Consider the following 20,845-nt stretch of genomic DNA (forward strand, 5'->3'; position numbering starts at 1 on the left):
CGGATGGCGTGACGCTGGTGGCACGTATGCACCGCATTTGACCAAGACTCGTGTCCAAAGGTGCTTGACACATTCCGGCGTTGGAGCAGGAGCTTGCGGTCAGTGCGCACGATGCGCCCGAAGATCTCGTCACTGCGCTCCTTGCGGCGGATGTCCGCTTCCACAAGCGTATCATCATGGCGACCCAGAATCTGCGCCTCGGGTCAATTCTGGCAACATTAGACGACCAGATGTATCGGATCCGCGTGCTGCTCCCACGCTCGGCGGGGTGGATCGCAGAGGCCGAGCATGAGCACCGCGCCGTTGTTGCGCGGATTAACGATCGTGATGGTGACGGGGCCGCACAGGCGATGGAGCGACACCTGCGCGCTTCCTGCGACCGGGCTATCCGCCTGGTTCTGCCGATTCAGCGCTGAACCTTGGCGCCCACGTGTAAGCCGCTCCGGTCTCCCGACGCTTCACGTACCAATGTTCCTGTGTCCTACGTACGTGATCGCAGTTCTATCCAGAAAGTGTACCGCATCCTATGACAAGTCTCGCCATCCTCGGTGCCTTAGGAACGCTCATCGGCCTGGTTCGCGCAATGCCACAACTTGTCCTGCTGCTACGCACCCGCCATGCCTACGGGGTCTCCGTCGACACGGCTGCCACTAGTTCTCTTGTAAGCTTCGGCTGGGCTACTTATGGGTTGTGGACCAATCAGTTCTATGTCAGCCTCGCTACAGGGGCCTCCGGCGTTGTCTTTGCGATCATTACGGTGTTGGCCCTCCGCTTTGGACGTCGGGTTCGCGAGTTCGCTATCGCACCCGTCTGGCTCGTCGTTCTGCTTCTCGCCGCTGGGTTGGGAGGGACGACCGGGCTCGGCATGATCCTTCCCGTTAGCGTGCTCGCTGCGAATGTACCTCAGCTGTGGGTCGCCTCGCGTGAAGGCAATCTCGCCGATGTATCGCTTGGTACCTGGCTTCTCTCGATGGCCGATGGGCTCGTCTGGGGTCTCTACACGCTTATCCAACCGGACATGGCGATTATGATCTTTGCCGGTTTGCAACTAGCGACAAGCGGCGTGATCGTAGCCATGAAGCTTGCCCATATGCTGCGACTGTCACGCCAGCCGGCGTAGCCCCCACCCTTTCCCCAGGCCTATGCCGCGCGCGGCTGCCAGAGCCAGCCGCGTGCGCCATCCTTTACCCGAGTTCTTGCTCAAGCAACGTACGTACCTGCTGCGGGTTCGCCTGCCCGCGCGTCGCTTTCATCACCATGCCAACCAAAAACTGCGCCGCGCTCGTTTTGCCCCCACGGTATTCGGCGATCGCTTTGCTTGCTTTGCTGTCGGCGAGTACGTCGCGCACAATGCTCAGCAATGCGTCGCTGTCGCTGATCTGCGTCAGCCCGCGCTCGACGACGATCTGCGCCGGTGCTGCGCCAGTGTCAAAGCTGAGTTCAAAGACTTGCTTGGCGACGCTGCGTGTGATCGTGCCGTTGGCAATCAGTTCGATGACTGCGGCAATGTGACTCACGGGCATGCGTTCGCTGAGCCGCGTCGACGCTTCGCCACGCTCTTTCAAGAGCCGGAAGCCTTCGTTTAAGACCCAGTTGGCGACGTCTTTTGGGCTGCCGCCACTCGCTTCTGCTGCCGCAACTGCCGCTTCGTAGTAGTCGGCAATCGATCGCTCGAGCGTGAGCAGATCGGCGTCTTGTGGGCTGAGCCCGTATGCGCTTTCGAACCGCTCGCGCCGGGCGTCAGGCAGTTCAGGCAGTTCCTCGCGGCGTGCGGCGATCCAGGCTGCATCTAGTTCCAACGGTGGGATGTCGGGTTCGGGAAAGTAACGGTAGTCGTGGGCAAATTCTTTCGACCGCTGACCAACGGTCTCCCCTTTGAATTCATCCCAGCCCCGGGTCTCTTGCATGAGCGTGCCGCCCGCTTCGAGCACCGCTGTCTGGCGCTCGATTTCGTACGCCAGCGCACGTTCGACAAAGCGGAACGAGTTGATGTTCTTGATTTCGACTTTCGCGCCGTAGGCCGCTTGCCCTTCCGGGCGCACGCTCACGTTGGCGTCACACCGCAACGCGCCTTCCTCCAGGTTGCCGCTGTTGACGCCGATCCAGACCAGGATCTGCCGGATCTTCTCAAAATAGAGCCGCGCTTCCTCCGGGGTGGTCATGTCTGGATGACTCACGATCTCCATCAAGGGCACGCCGCTGCGGTTGTAGTCGATCAGCGAGCCGCCCTCGTCGGCATGCAAGAGCCGCCCGGTGTCCTCTTCGATGTGAATCCGCTCGATGCCGATCCGCTTCTCTGCGCCGTCGCTCCGTCGAATCGTCAGCGAACCTTCGGAACAGAGTGGCTGGTCGTACTGTGAGATCTGATACCCTTTGGGAAGATCGGGGTACGGGTATGATTTGCGACTGAAGACCGACCGTTCGTTGATGGTGCAGTTGAGCGCCAGGCCACTCAACGCGGCCATTTCCACCGCACGCTGATTGACGACCGGCAGGGTTCCCGGCAAGCCGAGACTCACTGCCGAGACGTAGGTATTTGGTTCGGCCCCGGCGTAATCTGATGGGCAGCCGTCAAACATTTTTGAGGCTGTCTTGATGTGGGCATGGATCTCCAGGCCGATCGTGACAAGATAGGTGGGCATAGGCTCCTCGTTTGAACGTAGCCTCAGATGATGCGGATAAATTTGCGGCGACCAACCTGAATGACGACGTTGGCCCCAGGGCTCACAGTCTGTTCATAGCTGGTGACGCGCTCGCCATCAAGTTTGACCCCGCCACCGTCAATGAGGCGCCGCGCTTCACTCTTGGACGCAGCGAGCCCGGCGGCGACCATCACTTCAATGATGGTCACCGGTGCGTCAAGCTGGTGCTCGGGGATCACTTCGGGCAGTTCGCGGTTGACAAACTGACGAATGAACGCCTCTTCCGCCGCCTGCCCGTCAGTTGGGCTGTGGAACTGCGCCACCACTTCGCGGGCCAGGCTCAGCTTGAGGTCGCGTGGGTTGACGCTGCCTTCGACCAGACTCTGCCGAATCGTGGCGACCTCGCTCATCGGGCGGTGGCTCAAAACTTCAAAATAGAGTGGCAAGACTTCATCACTCATTGACATAATGCGGCCAAACATTTCGTTCGGGGGCATCCGAATATCAACCGTATTGAGGAACGTCTTGCTCATCTTGCGCCCGTCGGTGCCGGGGATCAAGGGGACGAGCAAGACCTGTTGCGGTGTCATGCCGAGTTGCCCCATCAATTCGCGACCAGCCAGGATATTGAACTTCTGATCGGTGCCGCCAAATTCAACATCGGCGTTGATCGCGACTGAATCATAGGCCTGCAACATCGGGTACATCAACTCAAGGATGGTCAGGGGGCTTCCGGAATCATACCGTTTGCGGAACGTCTCGTGGGCCAGCATCTGGGCAAGGGTAAAGCGCCCGGTCAGGTCAAGCGCCTGCTCAAGCGTGAAGGTGCCAAACCACTCGCTCTGCCAGCGTACCTCGGTGCGTTGGCGATCGACCACGCGAAAGAACTGCTCCATATAGGTCTCGGCATTCTGCCGTACCTCATCGGCGGTCAGGCGCGTGCGGGCTTCGTCGCGGCCTGACGGATCGCCAATCTGCGCTGTCCAGTCGCCAACAATCAGGACGACCTGATGCCCAAGATCCTGGAACATCCGCAACTTGCGTAGGCCCACCGCGTGACCAATATGCATATCGGGTTTGGTCGGATCAAAGCCCTGTTTCAAGCGCAACGGCTTGCCCGCAGCCAGGCGCTGGCGCAACTCTGCCTCGACAATCACCTCGGCTACCCCGCGCGACAAGAGATCATTCGGCTCCATCTGTCTCTCTATTCATCATAAGCAAGCGTTCTCGCAGGGGGTATTGTACACCAAAAAGCTGATCATCTAGCACTGGCCTGTGCTACAATCTCAGCAGGGGCGACGCATCCGCCTCTGCCGTTTCGCGACGTTGACACCATGCGCCTAGGTACAGACCCGGGAGCGCGGGCGGCCCGCCCGCTAAGCTCACGCAAAGGCGCGAAGCGTTAGCGCACCTACGCGAAAGCCTGTGCGCCTTTGCGCCAAAAGAACCACCTTTTGGTACTAGGCCACGCACTAGCGCTCGTCTTGGTTGCGCGCTCTGCCACCAGAACGAGCAAAGAACGGAAAGTCTCATGTTTCGACGTTTTCTGGCCCTCTTCACCCTCGTGCTCCTCGTGGCGCTCAGTGGTTGCGGCGGTACACCCACTGCCAGTCCCGCGACCGAGGTGCCTCCCGCACCAGCTACGTCCGTGCCTGAACCAACTGCGGTTCTGCCTGCCCCAACGGTTGAGCCGACGGCTGAGCCTATCGCTGAAACGCCTGCTGAAACAGGTGCGCCCGAGGCTGCTCCGTCAGTTCCTGGCGATGCCGCAACCCCTGAAATTGATCTGAGCGCCCTCCTCGGTGGTGGCGTTGGGGCCGGTGAGACCGTAACGAATCAACTCGGCTATTCCTTGGTCGTTCCTGAGGGTTGGTCAGTCTTGATGAATGTTGCTTTTGAGGGTACTGGCGCGGTGATGATGGTGCCCGAAGGTACCGATCCGATGGAAGGCCCTGATGAGAACGTTCTTGCTGTCAATGTTGGCGACTCTTCGGTTGTCTTTGAAGATGCTGCCGTGCCCCCCGATGCGAGCCTCGATGATCTCCTTGGTTCATTTCAGAATCAGATGGTTCAAGAAGATCCGACTGTGACGGTAAGTGATGTGGAAAATGTAAGCATCGGTGGCCTGCCTGGACGTGCCGTCAATATCACCGGTTCTGTGCCCGATGCTAATGAGGAGGTCTTTGTGCGCCTCGGGATCGCTAGAATCGATGATGCTCGCATTGTGACCGTCATTGGCATCGCGACTCGCGAGCTCTGGGATCCTGCGGCTGTAGATGCTGTCTTTGCGTCACTCGATCTGAGTGGGCTGCAATAGGTAGTTTCTTAGGAGGTTTGTTGTGTTGCTCCACCGCATCGTTGCTGCTCTGTTTGCCATCGCTCTGCTGAGTGCCTGTGGCGGGCCATCCGGCCCGCCCCCGACGCCAACCCCGACGCCGCGTGAACTTAGTACCGCCGTTGGTCAGGCAACCCAGGCCAGCCAGAGTGTCCATTTTCGAATTGCCCTCAGTGGTCGCCCGGTGGCGATTGATGCGACGGGTCTGACGGTGCTCAATTCGATGGAGGGCGATCTGCTGCGCCCTGATGCGGTGCTGGCGGTGCTCAGCGTCACGCTCGGCGGTGCCATCGCCGAGTTGCGTACGGTCTCGTTTGAGGGTCAGCAGTATCTGACCAATCCCTTGACGCGTCAGTGGACTTGTCTTGCCGAGGGGACTGCCTTTGATCCGGCTGTGCTCTTTGCGCCCGATCGCGGCATTGAGTATCTGCTGCAAGAGGGTTTTGATGAGGTGACTCTTGTTGGTATCGAGGATCTTGACGGTCGCCCCCATTACCATCTGCGCGGCACGATGGACGGGGCGCAGTTGCAGGCGATTAGTCTTGGTCTGCTCGGCGCTGGTTCGGTGGCCGTTGACCTCTGGGCTGACCAGGCGACGATGCTGGCAACCCGGTTGATCCTGGTTGATACCGCGACTGATCCGGAAAATCCGACGACGTGGACGGTTGACTTCAGCGATTATGGCAAGGCCGTTGATGTCCGCGCGCCGGTGCAGTGTCCATGATGCGCTTGCAGATTGCAGAAGCCTCAGACACTGCCCCGGCGTCACCACGCCCTGGCGTTGATCCACGCCTCACGCTGGCGTTGCTTTCGCTGGCGATCTTTGTGGGTGCCGTCGATCTGACGGTGGTCAGTGCGGTGCTGCCCAAGATCATGCTCGATCTGCGCGTCTCGCTCGATACCGAGCTTAATCGCGCGGCCTGGGTGGTCAGTGGCTATCTGCTCGCCTATACGATCAGCATGACGTTTATGGGCCGCCTGTCGGATCTGCTTGGCCGCCGTCAGGTCTATCTGGTTTCGCTCGTTGTCTTTCTCGTTGGTTCGGTGATCGTTGCGTCTGCGCCAACGCTGACGGTGCTAATCACCGGGCGCATCGTGCAGGCCCTCGGCGCGGGCGCGATGGTGCCGGTGAGCATGGCGCTCGTCAGCGATATTTTTCCGCCCGGGGCGCGGGCCGCCGCGCTCGGCTTTATCGGGGCTGTTGACACCGCCGGCTGGATGGTTGGGCACCTCTATGGCGGGGTGCTCATGCGCCTCTTCGATGATTGGCGCTTGCTCTTCTGGATCAATCTGCCTATTGGCCTCGTTGCGCTGGGTCTGACCTGGTGGGCGTTGCGCAACGTGCCCCAACAACGGGCTACCGGCAGCTTCGATTGGCTCGGGACGCTCTTGATCAGCGCGAGCCTCACGGCGCTCAACCTTGGTCTCTCGGCAGGGGCCGAGTTGGGGGCGACCGATTTCTATGGCGAGCGCCTCGGGCCGCCACCGTATGCCCTTCCGCTCGTGCTGTTGGCCTTTGTGTTGCTGGCCGCCTTTGTCGTCTGGCAGCAGCGCGCCCGCGATCCGTTGCTCGATCTTGCCCTTTTTCGTGACCGTGGGGCCGCCACCGCTTCGGTGATCAATGTTATGATCGGTTTTTCGATCGCGTTGGCGATCACAAATGTCCCGCTTTTTATTAATACGCGCCTCTTGCTGGCGGCCCCGACTGATCCCGCTATTCTGCGTCAGGCGGCCTGGGATGCCGGCTGGATGCTGTCGGCGCTGACCCTGACGATGGCCGCAGCAGCCTTCCCCGGTGGTCTCGCCGCCGGTCGTTTTGGCGATCGTCCCGTTGCGCTCATCGGCCTCGCCCTGACCATGCTCGGGTTTGGCTTGATGAGTCGTTGGAGTGCAACTGAGACCTATGCTACCATGGCAGTACATTTGATGCTTGCTGGTCTTGGGCTTGGCCTCGTCATTGCCCCCGCTGCCGACGCCGTTATTCGTGCCGCCGCCGAAGACCGCCGCGGTGCTGTCTCGGCCGTTGTCATTGCCCTGCGCCTTGTTGGTATGACCGTGGGTGTCGCCATGCTGACGCTCTGGGGGGTGCAGCGCCAGGATGCGCTCCGGCGCGCCGGGGCCGATAATCCGCTGGTGAGTAGCGATCCGGCTCTCTTTTTGATGGAGATTGCCGCCCAGGTTATCGGCGAAACCTTTCTCTTTGGGGTCGTGGCCCTGGGTATCGCGCTCATAAGCGCAGGCTTGATGCAGCCGTCACGTTCGCAGCGGGGGCGCGATGAACGAGCTTGATGAGATCCGCGACAAAATCGATCTGGTTGAACTGATCAACAGCAATGGGGTGAGTCTGCGCAAGGCGGGACGCAACTACGTCGGGTTTTGTCCGTTTCACCCCAATTCGCGCACGCCAGCCTTTACGGTCTTTCCCGATAGCCAGAGTTTCTATTGTTTCGGGTGCCAGGCTTCTGGCACGGCCTTCGATTTCCTGATGCGCAAGCAGGGCCTCGATTTCCCAACGGCCCTCGCACAATTGGCGGCACGCGCGGGTGTCAAGTTGAAGCCGCGCACCGAACAGGCGCAGGCCGAGGATGCCCGGCGCACCAAGTTGCTCGAGATCAATGCCGCCGCCGCCAAGTATTTCAACTATGTCTTGCGCGAGTTAAAACGCGGCGAACCGGCACGGGACTATGTAGCGCACCGCGCGATCAACGATGCCATGGTTGAAGCGTTTCAACTTGGGTATAGCCTCGATGACTGGGGCCATCTCTTCACCTATTTGACCGAGAAGAAGGGCTATGCGCCTGAGGATGTCGAAGCGGCAGGTCTGGCGATCCATCACGAAAATCGGGGCTATTATGATCGGTTTCGCGGGCGGCTGATCTTCCCTATCCGCAACGCCAAAGGCGAAGTGGTGGGCTTTGGCGGGCGCGCCCTCGGCGATGGTACCCCCAAATACTTGAATACCCCCGAAACGCTGATCTACAAAAAGGGCGAACTGCTCTATGGCCTTGATCTTGCCCGCGAGGCGATCCGCGTCGCCGATTGCACGGTGGTGGTCGAGGGCTATATTGATGTGATCACGGCGCATCAGCACGGCTTTCGCAATGTCGTGGCCCCGCTGGGCACGGCTCTGACCCGTAGTCATGTCGGTCTGCTCAAGCGCCTCTCGCACCAGGTCTATCTGGCCCTCGACGCTGACGCCGCCGGGCAGCGCGCCACCCTCAAAGGCCTCACGACGCTCCGCGAGAGTGCCGACGAAGAGGGCGGCCATCTGGTGACGACGGCGCAGGGCGCGGTGCGCCTCGAAAGCGATGTCGCCCTGCGCATTATTCGCATGCCCGAGGGCCGCGACCCCGATGAGGTGATCCGTAGCGACCCCGAACTCTGGCAAAATCTCGTCACCAGTGCCGTGCCGGTGATGGAATTCTACCTGAGCGCGTATACCGCCGGGCTTGACCTGACGCGCCCCGAAGCTCAGCGTCAGGCGCTCGACCGGCTCTTGCCTTTGCTCAAAGAACTTGACGGTACGCAGCAACGGGTCTACATTGCACGCATCGAGCAGGTGGTCGGCATCAGGGCCGAGCTGATCCTCGATCTGCTCAAAGGCAAGGTTGACCGTCCGACCAACCGGCGTCCCACTGGCAAAGGCCAGTCCGACCGCGTGCGCCCCGGCATCCAGGTGCGCACCATCCCAACCCCACCGCCCGACGATGCCCCGCACCCTGCGACAAGCGCCGAAGAGAGCGAGGGGCGTCAACCCCAGCGGCGCACGGGTTCCCCCACCGAAGCCTTTCTGCTGACGCTCGCCCTGCGCCACCCCACCGTCGAAGCCGCAGTCGAGGCGCTCCTCGAAGCTAGCAACCTCCACCAACCGGCTCTGCGCGACATCTTTGGCACGGGTATCGAAGATTTACTTGAAAATCCGATCTACAAAGAGATCTGGCGACACTACGTAACCCTCCCAATCGAATGGAGGCCAACGAACGCCGATGAACTGACCCGCTGGATCGACGGGCTCGATGAGGCGCTACGCAGCACCGTGAGCGAACTGCTCGCCGCGCATCAACGCACCGCCGAAGACTTTCGCTACCGCCAGGAAGCCGAGCACTGTGCCCGCAGCCTGCGCATCGAACAGGCCCGCCGGATGCAGCAACACCTCTTGCAACGCATCAAAGACGAGCAAGACCCACGCTTGCATAACGACATGCTTGGTCGCTTCAGCGCCCTGACCGCCTTTCTCGCCACCACCACCACCCCTCGGCGCAGCAGCACCTACCCCGATCTGCGCGACACGCTCGGCAAAGAGTGAGCGCAATGCTCGCGCCCCCTCTTCTTCCGTCCAAACCTTGCGCCCTTGCGCCGTTGCGTCCAAACCTTGCGCCCTTGCGCCGTTGCGTCAAAACAACCACCTTCAGTGATCCAAGGCATCATGCGGATGGCCCAAGCGCTTGCATTCGTCCGCTGCCGATCTGCTCGAGGTGATAGGTTGCGCTGCCACCAATGGTCAACAGGGCCGTGACCGCTTGGTGTGGGATGGCGACCAGTTCGACCGGGGTGATCGCGAGCGCGCTGGCGACGGGTGGGCTGCTGCGCAGCATTTCGAGTTCGCCAAAGATTTCGTCGGGCCCGAGGCGAACGATGAGTCGGGGCCGGTTTGGCGGCGCTCCTGCCGCGTTTTCAGCTGTCGGTGGATCGCGCCGGAGAATAGCGATTTCGCCTTTGATAATGACATAGATCTGCCCACCCGGTTGGCCTTGCCGAATGACGATGCTGCGGGGCGCGAGGCTGAGATGGCGGGCCTCACGGGCAAGGCTGCGCAGTGTTTCACGGGGGAGGTCGTGAAAGAAGGGGGCGCGTTCAAGCGTGCGCATCACCAGTGCGGCAATATCGCCATCGGTCACGCGTGGACCCGTGCTACTGGCAAGGTCGGCGAGCGCCGTGGGGTGGAGATAAAGGAGTTCGCTGTTGATACTCGCCTGGTAGTGCCAACCTGGGGCGATCGGGTTATCCTCTTGGTGACCAAAATATTCGCTGCGATGCAACTCCTCGATCACCTGGGCTCCCTCTTTCACCAGAATCTCGCCAGCTTCGATGATCCAGAGCCCCGTTCGTTTCGCGCCAGGTGTCCAGATGACGGTTCCCGCTGTCACCTGGTGCGGTTCGAGCAGGCTTGCGAGGCGTTCGAGTTCGCGGTCGTCACACGCGGCAAAACGATCCACCTGGCGGAGCAGGCGGAGCCGCGCTGCACGTGCGTCGCCAAAGGTGCGTGAAAGTTCGCGCGCCCAGGGAGTGTTGGGAAAGCAGCGTCGGTTCGCAACTTCGCGCTCGGTCCAGGGAAGGGCATCGTAGGCGGCACGGATCGCCTGCCGTGCAAAGGTGGCCCCGGTCAAGCGCTCGATCTCGGTGACGGTGTAGCGCAAGGCTTCGGCATACTGAATGCCCTGGGTGTCGAGCGGACTGCCGGCCAGTTCCATCCCGATGCGCACGGTGTCACGTTCGAGGGTCATGCCCCAGTTGGCGGTTGCGGCGAGCACATCCATCCGGTTGTCGAGTGTGCGGGCGCGCCGCATGCCGCCATAGCTGCGCAGTTGTTGATAGAGGCCTGCGTAGGTGTGGTGAAAGGCCGCTTGCAGTCGCTCACGTTCGCTGGGCGCACTCATCAACGGCCAGGATGCTAACCGTACCCCACTCTGCCGCAAGGTGGCGACGTGGCTCCACCAGGCTGCCGCCCAGAGGCCAGCAGCAAGCACAAGCACGGCCCGATCGCTTGCCTGCAACTGGCCGGCGGCGCGCAGTTCGAGCAGGTAGGCCCAGGCTTGCATGCCAATGCCCACCCAGAGCAACCCCCAACTCCAGAGCAGCCGTGAGTCACGCAACGCCGTGAGCAGGGGGAGCAGCAGGGCCATGGCGACGATGCTGGTGTAAATTGGGGCGGCCAGGATGACAAGTTGCACGAAGGAACGGGCCGGCTGCGCCTCTTGAATGCCTTGGATGGCGAGTCCGCCCGCGAGAAAAGCGACGATCAAGAGCACGGCGCTGAGCGCGAGTTCACTGGTTGGTGTCTGATGCAGATCAATATCGAGCAGGGCGACAAAGCCGGCAAAGAGCAGGAGCAGGAAGCCAATATGTTGCAGGGCTGTCCAAAAGAGCACCTGGGTTGGCGCAAAGAAGAGGCCAAGTTGCGCGACGAGTTCGATCAGGCTGACGATGAGAAACGCATCGAGGGCATGCGTGATAGTGGCCCCCCGATAATCGGCGTGCAGGGCGAGCTGCGCAGCTACCGCAAGGCTCCAGAGCATCGGTGTCAGCAGGCCCGTCTCGACGTGGACATCGTAGCGCAGGGTCAGCAGCGCAAGTGCGCCCGCCAACCCGCTGAAGGCCAACGCGACGATCATCGGGTTGCGCCCATAGCCACGCTGATTGACCCAGGCCGCCGCTGCCGTCACGAGCCCCCAGGCCGCGATGAGCAACCCCAGGATCAAGGGTACGACTGCGACCACGCTGATCAAGACGGTTGCGACTCGTCCGGGCAAGCCACCCTGGTTCCAGAGATTGCCGAGCAGACTAAGCAACTGGTTATTCCAGAAGAAGAACGTCAGCAGGACCGCGATCGTTGTGTAGGCTGCGGCCAGCAACCCATACAGGGCAAAGATCCGCTCATCACTGGTCAACGGGGCACGGGTTCGCAGTTTTTGCCAGAGCGGACCGCGAATAAACGTCAGCGCACGGCGACGCAAATTGGGCAGGCGCAACCAGTCACTCAGCATGTAGTACCCATCGAGCTCGAGCAGTGGATTGAGGTTGCAGAGCGCGGCGAGATAGCTGGCGACGGCAAGCCGATAGGCCGCTTCACCTGCAAAGCCCTGGGCAAGCATCGCCGCCGCGATGGCGGCCAACGAGCCAACTAACAGGTCGCACAGCGGCCCGGCAAGCGACACGATGATCCGCGCCCGCCTCCCTGCAAGCCAGATGTCGCTGGTATCCACAAACGCTGCTGGCATGCCATAGTAGATCATTACCCCGCCCCGCAAGACGTGGCGGTCAAAATGTTTGACGGCGACCGCATGCGCAAGTTCGTGCAACACGAACGAAAACAAGAGCGCCACCCAGAAGGCCAGCAGGCTTAGCCCAAGGTTGCCACTGTCAATGAGTTGATAGCTGCGCACCGTCGCACTCGCCACCAGGCCAAACGCCGTCAAGCCAGCGATCACAATCAGGGCCAGCAATACCAGAAAGGGCTTGGTAAAACAGAACCAGCCCCCCCACCGATAGAGTGCTCCCGCCAGCTGATCAATGCCCCCGATGTCTACTTCATGCGAACGGAGCATGCTAGTCAGGCGGCGGCCCCAACCACCGAGGCCACGGGAACGTTGCTGCTCGCTCAGGTTGCGGTAGACGCCAACGCAAGGCTCAGCGAGAAAACCGCCCTCACGTAGACTCGCCACGAGCCCGGCGACCGGCAAAAGCTGACGAAACCGCAGAAAGCCCATCGTCGCTAGGGCTGTCACCGATTGGGTGCCATCCATCGCATGCCAGAGCTCACCCTCAGCCGCCGAGAGGCGCAGGTAGCTCCCCGAAGGACTGCGCAACACGAGATAGGTCTGCCCCTCTTCGGTCACCACCTCCTCGACCACGGCCTCGGCACGGCGAGGCACAGCCTGCGCCAGATTCGTGCGTTGCTCAAGCAGACGCCAGATTGGGGCAGGCGGAGACGGCGCAGGCCCCGCGCCAAGCGTCTTGCTCAGGCGTGCGAACGGCTGCTCGGGTGGCTGGTGCGACGCAACTCGTTGCGCAAGCGTGGCCCAGATTCCGCCGGGAGGACGTGGTTGACGGCGCGCAAAGATAATTCTCATCATGATCTCATCAACGACATAGAACCATGTATCTCGATTATACGTCATACATAACAGATAAGCCGGGATTGCCGATGATGCAATGACGCAAGCGCAACCCCCTCCCCTGATGCGAGGATGCGGCTTATGTCTGGAATCGTCAGTGTACGGCAGAGGAGATAGTCATGGAGCAGATGCTAACCCTTCGGACTGAGTTTCGCGTCTGGCAGGATGAGCGGTTCGGATGTATCTGGCGGTTGGCGTATCGTGATGGTGCCGACGAAACCGTCGTGAGCTTCCCTGATATCGAGGCCCTCGGCGACTTCCTCAATGAGCAGTTTGGCCTTGATCTGCTCGAAACACACGAAAACATGGTTCTCGCCGCCTAGCCTGCTACCCACAGGGCAATTGCATCTTCCGTTCATTCGCCCCGCCAGGGCACCCGTTGCGGGTGCCCTGATAGCTTGTTGTATCCGGTTTCGTGTGATGCCATCGCCCTGAATCGCCCTGCGTCATGCATTTACAACCGACCTGAGTTTGCGCTATAATAGGGCGGCCCATTGCTGGGGCCGCTAGCTCAACGGCAGAGCACTCGGCTCATAACCGACTGGTTCCCGGTTCGAATCCGGGGCGGCCCACCACACCGCATACGCCGGAGATGCCAGTTATCCTGGTCTCTCTCCGGCGTATTGTATATGCGAACTGTCAAGCAAGGCGTGTGGTACAATAGACTAAGCTTCTATCCTTGTTTACCCTTCAACAATTATGGCTATTCGGATCACAAAGACTGAACTGGACGGAGTCTTGATTGTCGAGCCCGATCTCTTTCGCGATGAGCGTGGGTTCTTTCTTGAAACCTATCGCCACGATCTCTATGCGGCTGAGGGCATTACATGTAGTTTTGTTCAGGATAACCATTCGCAGTCGCGTCAGGGGGTCTTGCGGGGCTTGCACTATCAAGATCTGACGGCCCCGATGGCAAAGCTGGTACGCTGTTCACGGGGCACGATTCTTGATGTTGCCGTTGATTTGCGGGTCGGGTCACCAACGTTTGGGCGGTGGGTGGCAGCTGAATTGAGTGACCAGAATGCCCGTCAACTCTTCATTCCCGTTGGCTTTGGGCACGGCTTTCTTACCTTGTCGGCAGTGGCAGAGGTGCAATATAAGTGCTCGGGCTACTATGCACCTGCCGCTGAGGGGGCCGTGCGTTGGGACGATCCGGCCCTGAGCATTATCTGGCCGGTTGCAGACCCCATTGTCTCGCTCCGCGATCAGCAGGCGCAAGCGATTGCTGCCTATTCCGAACGTCCGGCCTTTGTCTATAAGCCTTGAAGATGATGCCATCCGTATCCTCACCGGCGCTGCAACGGTAGATCGTTAGGCTCATGGCTCGCTTGGACAAGCTTTCCGGCGACTGTAATATTCTTAGCCATCTATCACGTCCTGATGCGTTCGGCTGTTACCTATTTGCTCTTTCCTATTTGCTCTTTCCTATTTGCTCTTTCCTATTTGCTGTTACCTATTTGCTCTTTCCTATTTGCTGTTACCTATTTGCTGTTACCTATTTGCTCTTTCCTATTTGCTCTTTCCTATTTGCTGTTACCTATTTGCTCTTTCCTATTTCCTAGTCTTACATTTCTGCTTTGTTGCGCAAAAGAGAGGCTTATGTCTGCACGTCGCAAACGTTGGGAGCTCGCGCCGCCTGCATCCTCCGAATTTACCAGGGCTACCGGGCTGAGTCCGTTGCTCGCGACGTTGCTCTATCAGCGTCAGCAACATACTCCAGAAACAATTGCTGCGTTTCTGACTGACGATCACCGTGTAGGTCTGCATGATCCGTTTTTGATGAAGGGTATGGCTGAAGGATGTGATCGCATCTTGTATGCTATTCAGCATGAAGAAAAGATTGCGATCTATGGTGATTTTGATACTGATGGTGTCACTGCGGTCACCTTGCTGATCCAGGCCTTGACGGCAATGGGGGCACAGGTGCAGCCCTATATTCCCCATCGTACCCGTGAGGGGTATGGGCTCAATGTTTTTGCCATCAACGAACTGGCTTCGCGCGGGGTACAACTCTTGATCACGGTTGATTGTGGCATCAGCAATGTGGTTGAGGTTGCCGAAGCAAAGCGACTTGGGCTCGATGTGATCATTACCGATCACCATCAACCCCATGCTATCTTGCCCGACGCGCTCGTCGTGATCAATCCGAAACAGGCTGGCTGTGCCTACCCCTACAAAGATCTGGTGGGTGTTGGCATTGCCTACAAACTGGTGCAGGCACTGGTTCGGCGCGGGTTGACATTGAACGGGTTGCGCGGGCGTGATCTGCTTGATGTGGTTGCCCTGGGCACGGTGGCAGATATGGGGCCATTGCACGGCGAAAACCGCACCCTGGTGAAGATGGGGCTTAAGGCGATCCATTCCTCCGAACGGCCCGGCCTTAAGGCGTTGATTGAGCTTGCGGGTTTGCGTCGTAATGCGGTGACGGCAACTGATATCGGGTTTGCGCTGGGGCCGCGTCTGAATGCGGCGGGCCGCCTCGATGATGCCGTGCGTGCGTATGACCTCTTGCTTGCCCAGGATGCGCCAATCGCCGCGACGCTCGCCCAGGCGCTGAATCAAGCCAACCGTGAACGACAGGATTTGACCAAACGTGTCCAGGCCGAGGCGCAGGCGCTGGCCGAGGCAACTGGTCTCGCGCAGCGGCGGTTGGTGATGCTTGCGCACGAGGATTTTCCCGCCGGGGTGCTGGGCCTGGTGGCGGCGCGCCTAGTCGAAGAATGGGCGCGTCCCGTGCTCTTGATCGAACGCGGTGAAGGCGAGTCTCGTGGCTCGGCACGTTCGGTGCCGGGTTTCAGTATCATTGATGCGCTCACGCAGTGCCAGGATCTGTTTGTGCGGTTTGGAGGCCACGCGGCTGCGGCTGGCTTTACCATTCACACGCTGCGGCTGCCTGAACTTGAAGCACGGTTGCTGGCGATTGCGGAACAGCACCTTACCGATGCGATGCTGGTGCCGCGGCTGTTGATTGATGCCGAAGTTGAACTGAATAGGCTCGACTGGGATCTGCTTGAGGAACTGAAACGGCTCGAACCCTTTGGTCAAGCTAATCCAATGCCGGTGTTGATGAGCAGCCGCGTTGAGGTTGTTGATGCGCGTACCCGTGGGGCAGGGGGGCAGCATCTGCGTTTGCTGGTCCGCAAGGGTGATACCACCCACGAGGCGATTGCTTTTCGCCTGGGCCACCTTGCCGAGGCGGTGCGCCGCCATCCATTGCTCGATCTCGCCTATACCTTCGAGGACGACGAGTGGAATAACGAGCGCCGCTTGCAGTTGAAGATCAAGGATTTCCGTCGGGCGACGTAGGGGTGAGCCTCGCCATCATTGTGCGCTCGTCCTGCGTAAGAATCGCCCCCTGTGACCGGGCACGCAGCAACGCGGCAACACACTCCTCATCCAATTCACGGCCGGCAATGCGTTGCAGAATGGCGAGCGCTTCTTCGACCGAGCGCGCCGGGCGATAGGTGCGGTGGCTCGTGATCGCGTCAAAGACATCAGCAACAGCGACGATGCGCCCGATCAGTGAAATCTGATCATCTTTCAGCCCATATGGGTACCCACCTCCATCCAGGCGTTCGTGGTGCTGCGCTAGGGCCTGCCAGGCGTCACGCAGTAGCTCTAGTTCAAGCAAGCCATTGTCTTTGAGAAATTCTACGCCATAGAGCGGATGTTGACGCATCTGGCGGAATTCGGCCTCGGTCAGCGTGCCGCGTTTCTTCAGAATACGGTCAGGGATCCGGATCTTGCCGACATCGTGCAACTTGCTCGCAATGCGTACCCGATAGATCATGGCGTGATCAAGCCCCAACTCTTGCGCAATGGACACCGAGAAATCACTGACCCGTTGACTGTGGCCCCGCGTGTAGGGATCTTTTAGGTCAATGGCCCCGGTAATTGCATCAATAATGCGCGTCGAAAGCGTCTCGACATCGGTATAGAGCTGGGCCAGACGAATGATCGTTGCGGCTTGTCCGGCTAATGACTCGAAGAGGCTAATATCTTCGGCATTGAAGGTGCGTCCCTGGCGCGGGTTCAACGCCTGGGCTCCACCAATGATCCGCCCCTCTAGGATGCCAAGCTGCCCGCCAACATCAATTTTGGGTGCCCTGAGGGGAACACAGAGAATCGAACGGGTCACAAAGCCACTCTCAGTATCAAACTGGCGATAGAAGCGCTGGTCATGATGGACATCATTGACCACGACGGTTTCGCCGGTCGCGACGACATGACCAATGATGCCCTGGCCGGCTGGGATCCGCTTCGCCTCAACTTCGCTCCGTCGATCCCCCGTCGCCAGATAGAGCACCAGTTCGTTCTGAATCTCGTCATAGAGCCAGATTGAAGCAGCCTCGATGTTGAGCAGTTCGCGCGCATACTCCATGATCCGATTGAGCAGATCGTCGCGGTTGAGCGTGGTCGTCAGGCGTGAAATAATCTCGATGAGGGCGTGTTGCCGCCGTTCGCGCTGGCGGGCCTCGGTGAGCAAACGAGCTTTTTCGACTTCGGTGACCAGCCGGTTGCAGATCAGGTCGATCAAAGCGATCTCGTCTGGGTCGTCGCATGTGTCGTTGGAGAGGTTGAAGAGTTGTACCACGCCGACGGCGACGCCTCGTAGCATCAAAGGAACGCAGTACATCGTGCGCAATTCCATGCCTGCGAGTTCGCCGACCACGCGATCCCAATGGGGATCATCAACGACATTGGCAATAAAAAGGGGTTGACCCTGGCGAAGAGTCAACCCTGCGACCCCACGGTCGGCATTGATGCGCATGCCGATCAGTTTCTGACTCGCTTCATTGCCTTTGACGACCGTAAAGACGAGTTCGTGGCTGGCCTCTTCATATAAATAGAGGGTACCGGCTTCGGCACCGGTTATTTCGATCAGCAAATCGAGCAATTGATCGAGCAATGCGTCTAATTCGGTGCTAGCAGCGATTTGATTGGCGCGTTGGATGACATCAATGATTGATGCCATCCGTTTCTGTTGCTCTGGCATGATACGGTATCCTCTACCCTTTGGGCTGCCGCCCTCAAACATCATAGGCCAGGGCGCGTACATAGCGCACCAGTTCGTCAGGATCACCGGCGAGGGCGACCGGGACTCCCGAGGCTTCCGTGATCTGGTGCAGCGTATAGTCGTCAATGGTGCGTTCACCACTATAGTTGAACATGACCCGTGGCAACAGCGCACGGGTGCAGCCGCTTGCCCGGAGAACCGGGATCAGATCCTGGGCGGTCAGCAGCCCGCTGACCGTGACGGTTTCACCAAAGAAGTGATTGGTGATCGGCAAGACGTGGATCGTTAACCCTTCAATCTTCCTGAGCCGTTGGGCGACCTGTTCGAGCAGCGGCGCAGCCAGCGTGCCACAGACGAGCGCCAGACTGGTTGGCTGGGCAAGGCGGGCAGGGAGTTTGCGGCGAGCGCGTGCCCACAGGTCGAGGAAGTCGCGTACCATGCCGACCCCATTCGAATACTGAGGCATATCATCGTACTGTTCGGCAGGGGGCACCGTCCGTTCGGCCAGCAGATAGAACTCATCACTCGGATAGACAAGGGTAAAGCCGGTTTCAGTCCGGCAGCGTGCGCCGATAGGCTCGATCAGGTCGATCACCGCTGCTGCCTCTTCGCCCGTGTAGCAACGCAGCGGAATATCGGTCGCCGCCCCGAGACGTGAGCAGAACCCCATCTCGGGGTTGTGCAGTGGTTGTACGGGTTGATCCTGCGGGGGCTTTTGCTCCTCCCAGAGGGGCTGTGCTTCCCAGTTCGTATTGATCCAATCGGGCGTCTCGTGAACCTGAATCGCCGCCTTGATCGTGCTCGGGCGTTTGCCGTCAAAGCGATACTTTGTCAAGCCTACCGGAACAACCGCAATCGACTGGACCATCGGCTGGAGGGCCAGCAGATCCTCGATGCTCTGCCGCAAGACGTCGCCATCATTGGCCCCCGGGCAGGCGACGATCTGGGCGTGAACATCAATGCCCATGGCACCGAGACGGCGGATCTGCTCACGCACATCGGGCACATCACGCTTGCCAAGCATAAGGCCCCGCCAGAAGGGATCAGTCGCGTGAACACTAATATTCATCGGCGAAAGGCGCTGTTCGCCGATGCGTTGCCAATCCTCCTCGGTCAGATTGGTAAAGGTGACAAAATTATTGTAGAGAAACGAGAGGCGGTAATCGTCATCTTTGAGGTAGAGTGTTTTGCGAAACCCTTTGGGCATCTGGGTCAAAAAGCAGAAGGGACATTTATTATTGCATGTACGCAAACGATCAAAGAGCGGTTCGGTAAATTCAATGCCAAGATCGTCGTCGGGATCTTTGGCGAGTTGATAAAGCTGTTCATCACCACCGACAGTGCGTACCCGCAACGTGACCGACTCTTCGGCGATGGCAAACCGATAATCAATCACATCGCGCAGGCGTTGTTGCCCGATCGCGACCAGCGTATCACCAGGCTTGAGTCCAAGCGTTGCCCCGAGACCACCCGGCGCAACCGAGGCAATGACCCCACCTTCGCCCGTAATCTGTTTGAGATCAGGTTGATATTCCACAGCACCTACATACGAGAACCTCTGATGAATCGTCCCCCAGAGGCTCTGCTAACTATACGCGTAGATTCATAGATAGCTTGCCTTTAGGCGCGGAAACCCGGCAGCTTTAGCGCCGGGAGGAGCGCCCCGCTTTAGCCCGATTGCACATGTGTTCGGATTGTGGTATACTTGTCCTATGATACAGACGCTCTCCACACGAACCGTATGCTGTAAGCTGTCGCTTGACGCTGCTGCTGTAACCGCCATTCGGGCCACGGCTGAAGCGTTCAACGCGGCGGCAACCTACTGCGCCTCGGTTGCGTGGTCAGAGCGCATCACCAACAAGAACAAGCTGCACCACATCGTCTACGGCCCCACCCGCGTCAACTACGGGCTGGGGGCGCAACTGGCCTGTTGCGCCAGGGACAAGGCGGCTGAGGCGGTTCGGGCGGCACGGGCGAACGGGCACGACACCTGCCCGACCTTCCGGCCAGATAGCTCGATCCGTTACGATGCTCGCACCTACCGCCTGATGAGCCTCGATAGGGTCAGCCTGAACACGCTCACGGGCCGGGTGATGGGCCAGATTGTCTTGGGCGAGTTCCAACGTCGCCATCTGTACGACACGAGCTGGAAGATCGGCGGGGCGGAACTGGTGCAGCGCGACGGCACGTTCTACCTGCACATCACGCAGACGAAGCTCAACCCCACGCCTGACGAGCCGACCGGCTTGCTGGGGGTTGACCTGGGGATCGTCAACCTTGCCGCCGATAGCGAGGGTGAGACCTACAGCGGGGCGACCGTCCAGCGGGTACGGGAACGGCGTTTCCAGCATCGGCAGCGGCTCCAGACCGTGAACACCCGCCGCGCTCGCTGGCGGCTCAGGCAGCAGGCCCGCCGTGAGGCGCGCTTTCAGCGAGATGTCAACCACTGCATCAGCAAAAAGCTGGTTGCGAAGGCACGCACGGCCCGTAAGGCACTCGCCGTCGAGGATCTGACGAAGATCCGCGAGCGGGTTACGGTTCGACGGGCGCAGCGCCGTGCGCGCCATTCCTGGGCCTTTCGTCAGCTTCGGAGCTTTCTGAGCTACAAAGCGGCACAGGCCGGTGTGCTGGTGGTGGCGGTTGACCCGCGCGACACCAGCCGCACCTGTGCCGTGTGCGGCCATTGCGAGAAAGCGAACCGGGTTGATCAAGCCCATTTCAGGTGTCTCCTTTGCGGCCATACCGCTGCCGCCGACACGAACGCTGCCGTGAATATCGCTTCCAGGGCCGTCCGTCAGACGGCCTATTGTGCTGCGCCTACACCCGTAGGAGGAGCGAGCACAAGCCCACCCGCTTTAGCGGTGGGTATCTGACATTATACCATCCTTCAGCGGCCCTCAGGCATCTCGTGTCTGCTGAGGCCAACGGCCAGCGAAGCTGGCCGTTGGCCTCAGCA

General features: G+C 59.8%; 15 protein-coding genes and 1 tRNA gene. 11 read left to right on the plus strand and 5 right to left on the minus strand.

The window, feature by feature from the left end:
- Positions 1-80: 80 nt before the first annotated feature.
- Together EKD05_RS02570 and EKD05_RS02575 are read left to right on the plus strand one after the other, a co-directional pair.
- Positions 81-416, plus strand: coding sequence for an FCD domain-containing protein (locus EKD05_RS02570; protein ID WP_165360552.1), 336 nt, complete (start codon positions 81-83; stop codon positions 414-416).
- A gap of 110 nt (positions 417-526) precedes the next feature.
- On the plus strand, positions 527-1,120 hold the full coding sequence (locus EKD05_RS02575) for a hypothetical protein (RefSeq protein WP_129670759.1): 594 nt from the start codon (positions 527-529) through the stop codon (positions 1,118-1,120).
- A 64-nt stretch (positions 1,121-1,184) separates the two neighbouring features.
- On the opposite strand, the gene gatB is transcribed toward EKD05_RS02575, so the two are convergent.
- Both gatB and tyrS read right to left on the minus strand, forming a co-directional pair.
- Positions 1,185-2,642, minus strand: a complete 1,458-nt coding sequence (gene gatB, locus EKD05_RS02580) for an Asp-tRNA(Asn)/Glu-tRNA(Gln) amidotransferase subunit GatB (RefSeq protein WP_129670760.1) — start codon at positions 2,640-2,642, stop codon at positions 1,185-1,187.
- Between the two features lie 23 nt (positions 2,643-2,665).
- The gene (tyrS, locus tag EKD05_RS02585) at positions 2,666-3,838 is read right to left on the minus strand and encodes a tyrosine--tRNA ligase (RefSeq protein WP_129670761.1); all 1,173 of its coding nucleotides are present in this window, start codon (positions 3,836-3,838) and stop codon (positions 2,666-2,668) included.
- Positions 3,839-4,173: 335 nt separating this feature from the next.
- Between tyrS and EKD05_RS02590 the strand changes: the two genes are divergently transcribed.
- From EKD05_RS02590 to dnaG, 4 genes are read left to right on the plus strand one after another with little or no spacing between them, the layout of a single operon-like run.
- Positions 4,174-4,959, plus strand: a complete 786-nt coding sequence (locus EKD05_RS02590) for a hypothetical protein (RefSeq protein ID WP_129670762.1) — start codon at positions 4,174-4,176, stop codon at positions 4,957-4,959.
- Positions 4,960-4,981: 22 nt separating this feature from the next.
- Entirely contained in the window at positions 4,982-5,701 is a 720-nt protein-coding gene (locus EKD05_RS02595) for an LppX_LprAFG lipoprotein (RefSeq protein ID WP_240695596.1), read from the plus strand.
- A complete protein-coding gene (locus tag EKD05_RS02600; protein ID WP_240695597.1) occupies positions 5,698-7,266 on the plus strand; it encodes an MFS transporter in 1,569 nt (522 codons plus the stop codon). Before EKD05_RS02595 ends, EKD05_RS02600 begins: the two co-directional genes overlap by 4 nt.
- Positions 7,253-9,283, plus strand: a complete 2,031-nt coding sequence (gene dnaG / locus EKD05_RS02605) for a DNA primase (RefSeq protein ID WP_129670763.1) — start codon at positions 7,253-7,255, stop codon at positions 9,281-9,283. The genes EKD05_RS02600 and dnaG overlap by 14 nt, the downstream gene beginning before the upstream one ends.
- A gap of 118 nt (positions 9,284-9,401) precedes the next feature.
- Here dnaG and EKD05_RS02610 read toward each other — a convergent pair whose 3' ends face one another.
- Entirely contained in the window at positions 9,402-12,875 is a 3,474-nt protein-coding gene (locus EKD05_RS02610; RefSeq protein WP_129670764.1) for a cyclic nucleotide-binding domain-containing protein, read from the minus strand.
- 116 nt (positions 12,876-12,991) lie between these two features.
- Between EKD05_RS02610 and EKD05_RS02615 the strand changes: the two genes are divergently transcribed.
- The 4 genes from EKD05_RS02615 to recJ all read left to right on the plus strand — a co-directional run bounded on the left by EKD05_RS02615 (position 12,992) and on the right by recJ (position 16,178).
- Entirely contained in the window at positions 12,992-13,195 is a 204-nt protein-coding gene (locus EKD05_RS02615) for a hypothetical protein (protein ID WP_129670765.1), read from the plus strand.
- Between the two features lie 177 nt (positions 13,196-13,372).
- Positions 13,373-13,447: transfer RNA gene (locus tag EKD05_RS02620), tRNA-Ile, on the plus strand.
- A 124-nt stretch (positions 13,448-13,571) separates the two neighbouring features.
- Positions 13,572-14,138, plus strand: coding sequence for a dTDP-4-dehydrorhamnose 3,5-epimerase (rfbC, locus tag EKD05_RS02625; RefSeq protein ID WP_129670766.1), 567 nt, complete (start codon positions 13,572-13,574; stop codon positions 14,136-14,138).
- Between the two features lie 333 nt (positions 14,139-14,471).
- A complete protein-coding gene (recJ, locus tag EKD05_RS02630) occupies positions 14,472-16,178 on the plus strand; it encodes a single-stranded-DNA-specific exonuclease RecJ (RefSeq protein WP_129670767.1) in 1,707 nt (568 codons plus the stop codon).
- Here recJ and EKD05_RS02635 read toward each other — a convergent pair.
- Positions 16,153-17,868 carry an HD domain-containing phosphohydrolase gene (locus EKD05_RS02635; protein WP_129670768.1) on the minus strand — a complete coding sequence of 572 codons (1,716 nt, stop codon included), beginning with the start codon at positions 17,866-17,868 and terminating at the stop codon, positions 16,153-16,155. The two genes, recJ and EKD05_RS02635, sit on opposite strands and share 26 nt — an antisense overlap.
- Before the next feature lie 34 nt (positions 17,869-17,902).
- Entirely contained in the window at positions 17,903-19,426 is a 1,524-nt protein-coding gene (locus EKD05_RS02640; RefSeq protein ID WP_129670769.1) for a DUF512 domain-containing protein, read from the minus strand.
- A gap of 175 nt (positions 19,427-19,601) precedes the next feature.
- On the opposite strand from EKD05_RS02640, the gene EKD05_RS02645 reads away from it, so the two are divergent.
- Positions 19,602-20,762 carry an RNA-guided endonuclease TnpB family protein gene (locus EKD05_RS02645; protein WP_129670770.1) on the plus strand — a complete coding sequence of 387 codons (1,161 nt, stop codon included), beginning with the start codon at positions 19,602-19,604 and terminating at the stop codon, positions 20,760-20,762.
- The last annotated feature ends 83 nt before the right edge of the window (positions 20,763-20,845 follow it).

Origin of the sequence: Candidatus Chloroploca sp. Khr17 (assembly GCF_004138165.1) — a bacterium.
Lineage (GTDB): Bacteria > Chloroflexota > Chloroflexia > Chloroflexales > Chloroflexaceae > Chloroploca.

Excerpts from the sequence above, each read along its gene's own strand:
- dnaG (WP_129670763.1), top strand. The coding sequence starts at position 7,253 with ATGAACGAGCTTGATGAGATCCGCGACAAAATCGATCTGGTTGAACTG.
- EKD05_RS02615 (WP_129670765.1), top strand. The coding sequence starts at position 12,992 with ATGGAGCAGATGCTAACCCTTCGGACTGAGTTTCGCGTCTGGCAGGAT.
- EKD05_RS02645 (WP_129670770.1), top strand. The coding sequence starts at position 19,602 with ATGATACAGACGCTCTCCACACGAACCGTATGCTGTAAGCTGTCGCTT.
- gatB (WP_129670760.1), bottom strand. The coding sequence starts at position 2,642 with ATGCCCACCTATCTTGTCACGATCGGCCTGGAGATCCATGCCCACATC.
- recJ (WP_129670767.1), top strand. The coding sequence starts at position 14,472 with ATGTCTGCACGTCGCAAACGTTGGGAGCTCGCGCCGCCTGCATCCTCC.
- EKD05_RS02610 (WP_129670764.1), bottom strand. The coding sequence starts at position 12,875 with ATGACGTATAATCGAGATACATGGTTCTATGTCGTTGATGAGATCATG.
- EKD05_RS02600 (WP_240695597.1), top strand. The coding sequence starts at position 5,698 with ATGATGCGCTTGCAGATTGCAGAAGCCTCAGACACTGCCCCGGCGTCA.
- tyrS (WP_129670761.1), bottom strand. The coding sequence starts at position 3,838 with ATGGAGCCGAATGATCTCTTGTCGCGCGGGGTAGCCGAGGTGATTGTC.
- EKD05_RS02635 (WP_129670768.1), bottom strand. The coding sequence starts at position 17,868 with ATGCCAGAGCAACAGAAACGGATGGCATCAATCATTGATGTCATCCAA.
- EKD05_RS02590 (WP_129670762.1), top strand. The coding sequence starts at position 4,174 with ATGTTTCGACGTTTTCTGGCCCTCTTCACCCTCGTGCTCCTCGTGGCG.
- EKD05_RS02575 (WP_129670759.1), top strand. The coding sequence starts at position 527 with ATGACAAGTCTCGCCATCCTCGGTGCCTTAGGAACGCTCATCGGCCTG.
- rfbC (WP_129670766.1), top strand. The coding sequence starts at position 13,572 with ATGGCTATTCGGATCACAAAGACTGAACTGGACGGAGTCTTGATTGTC.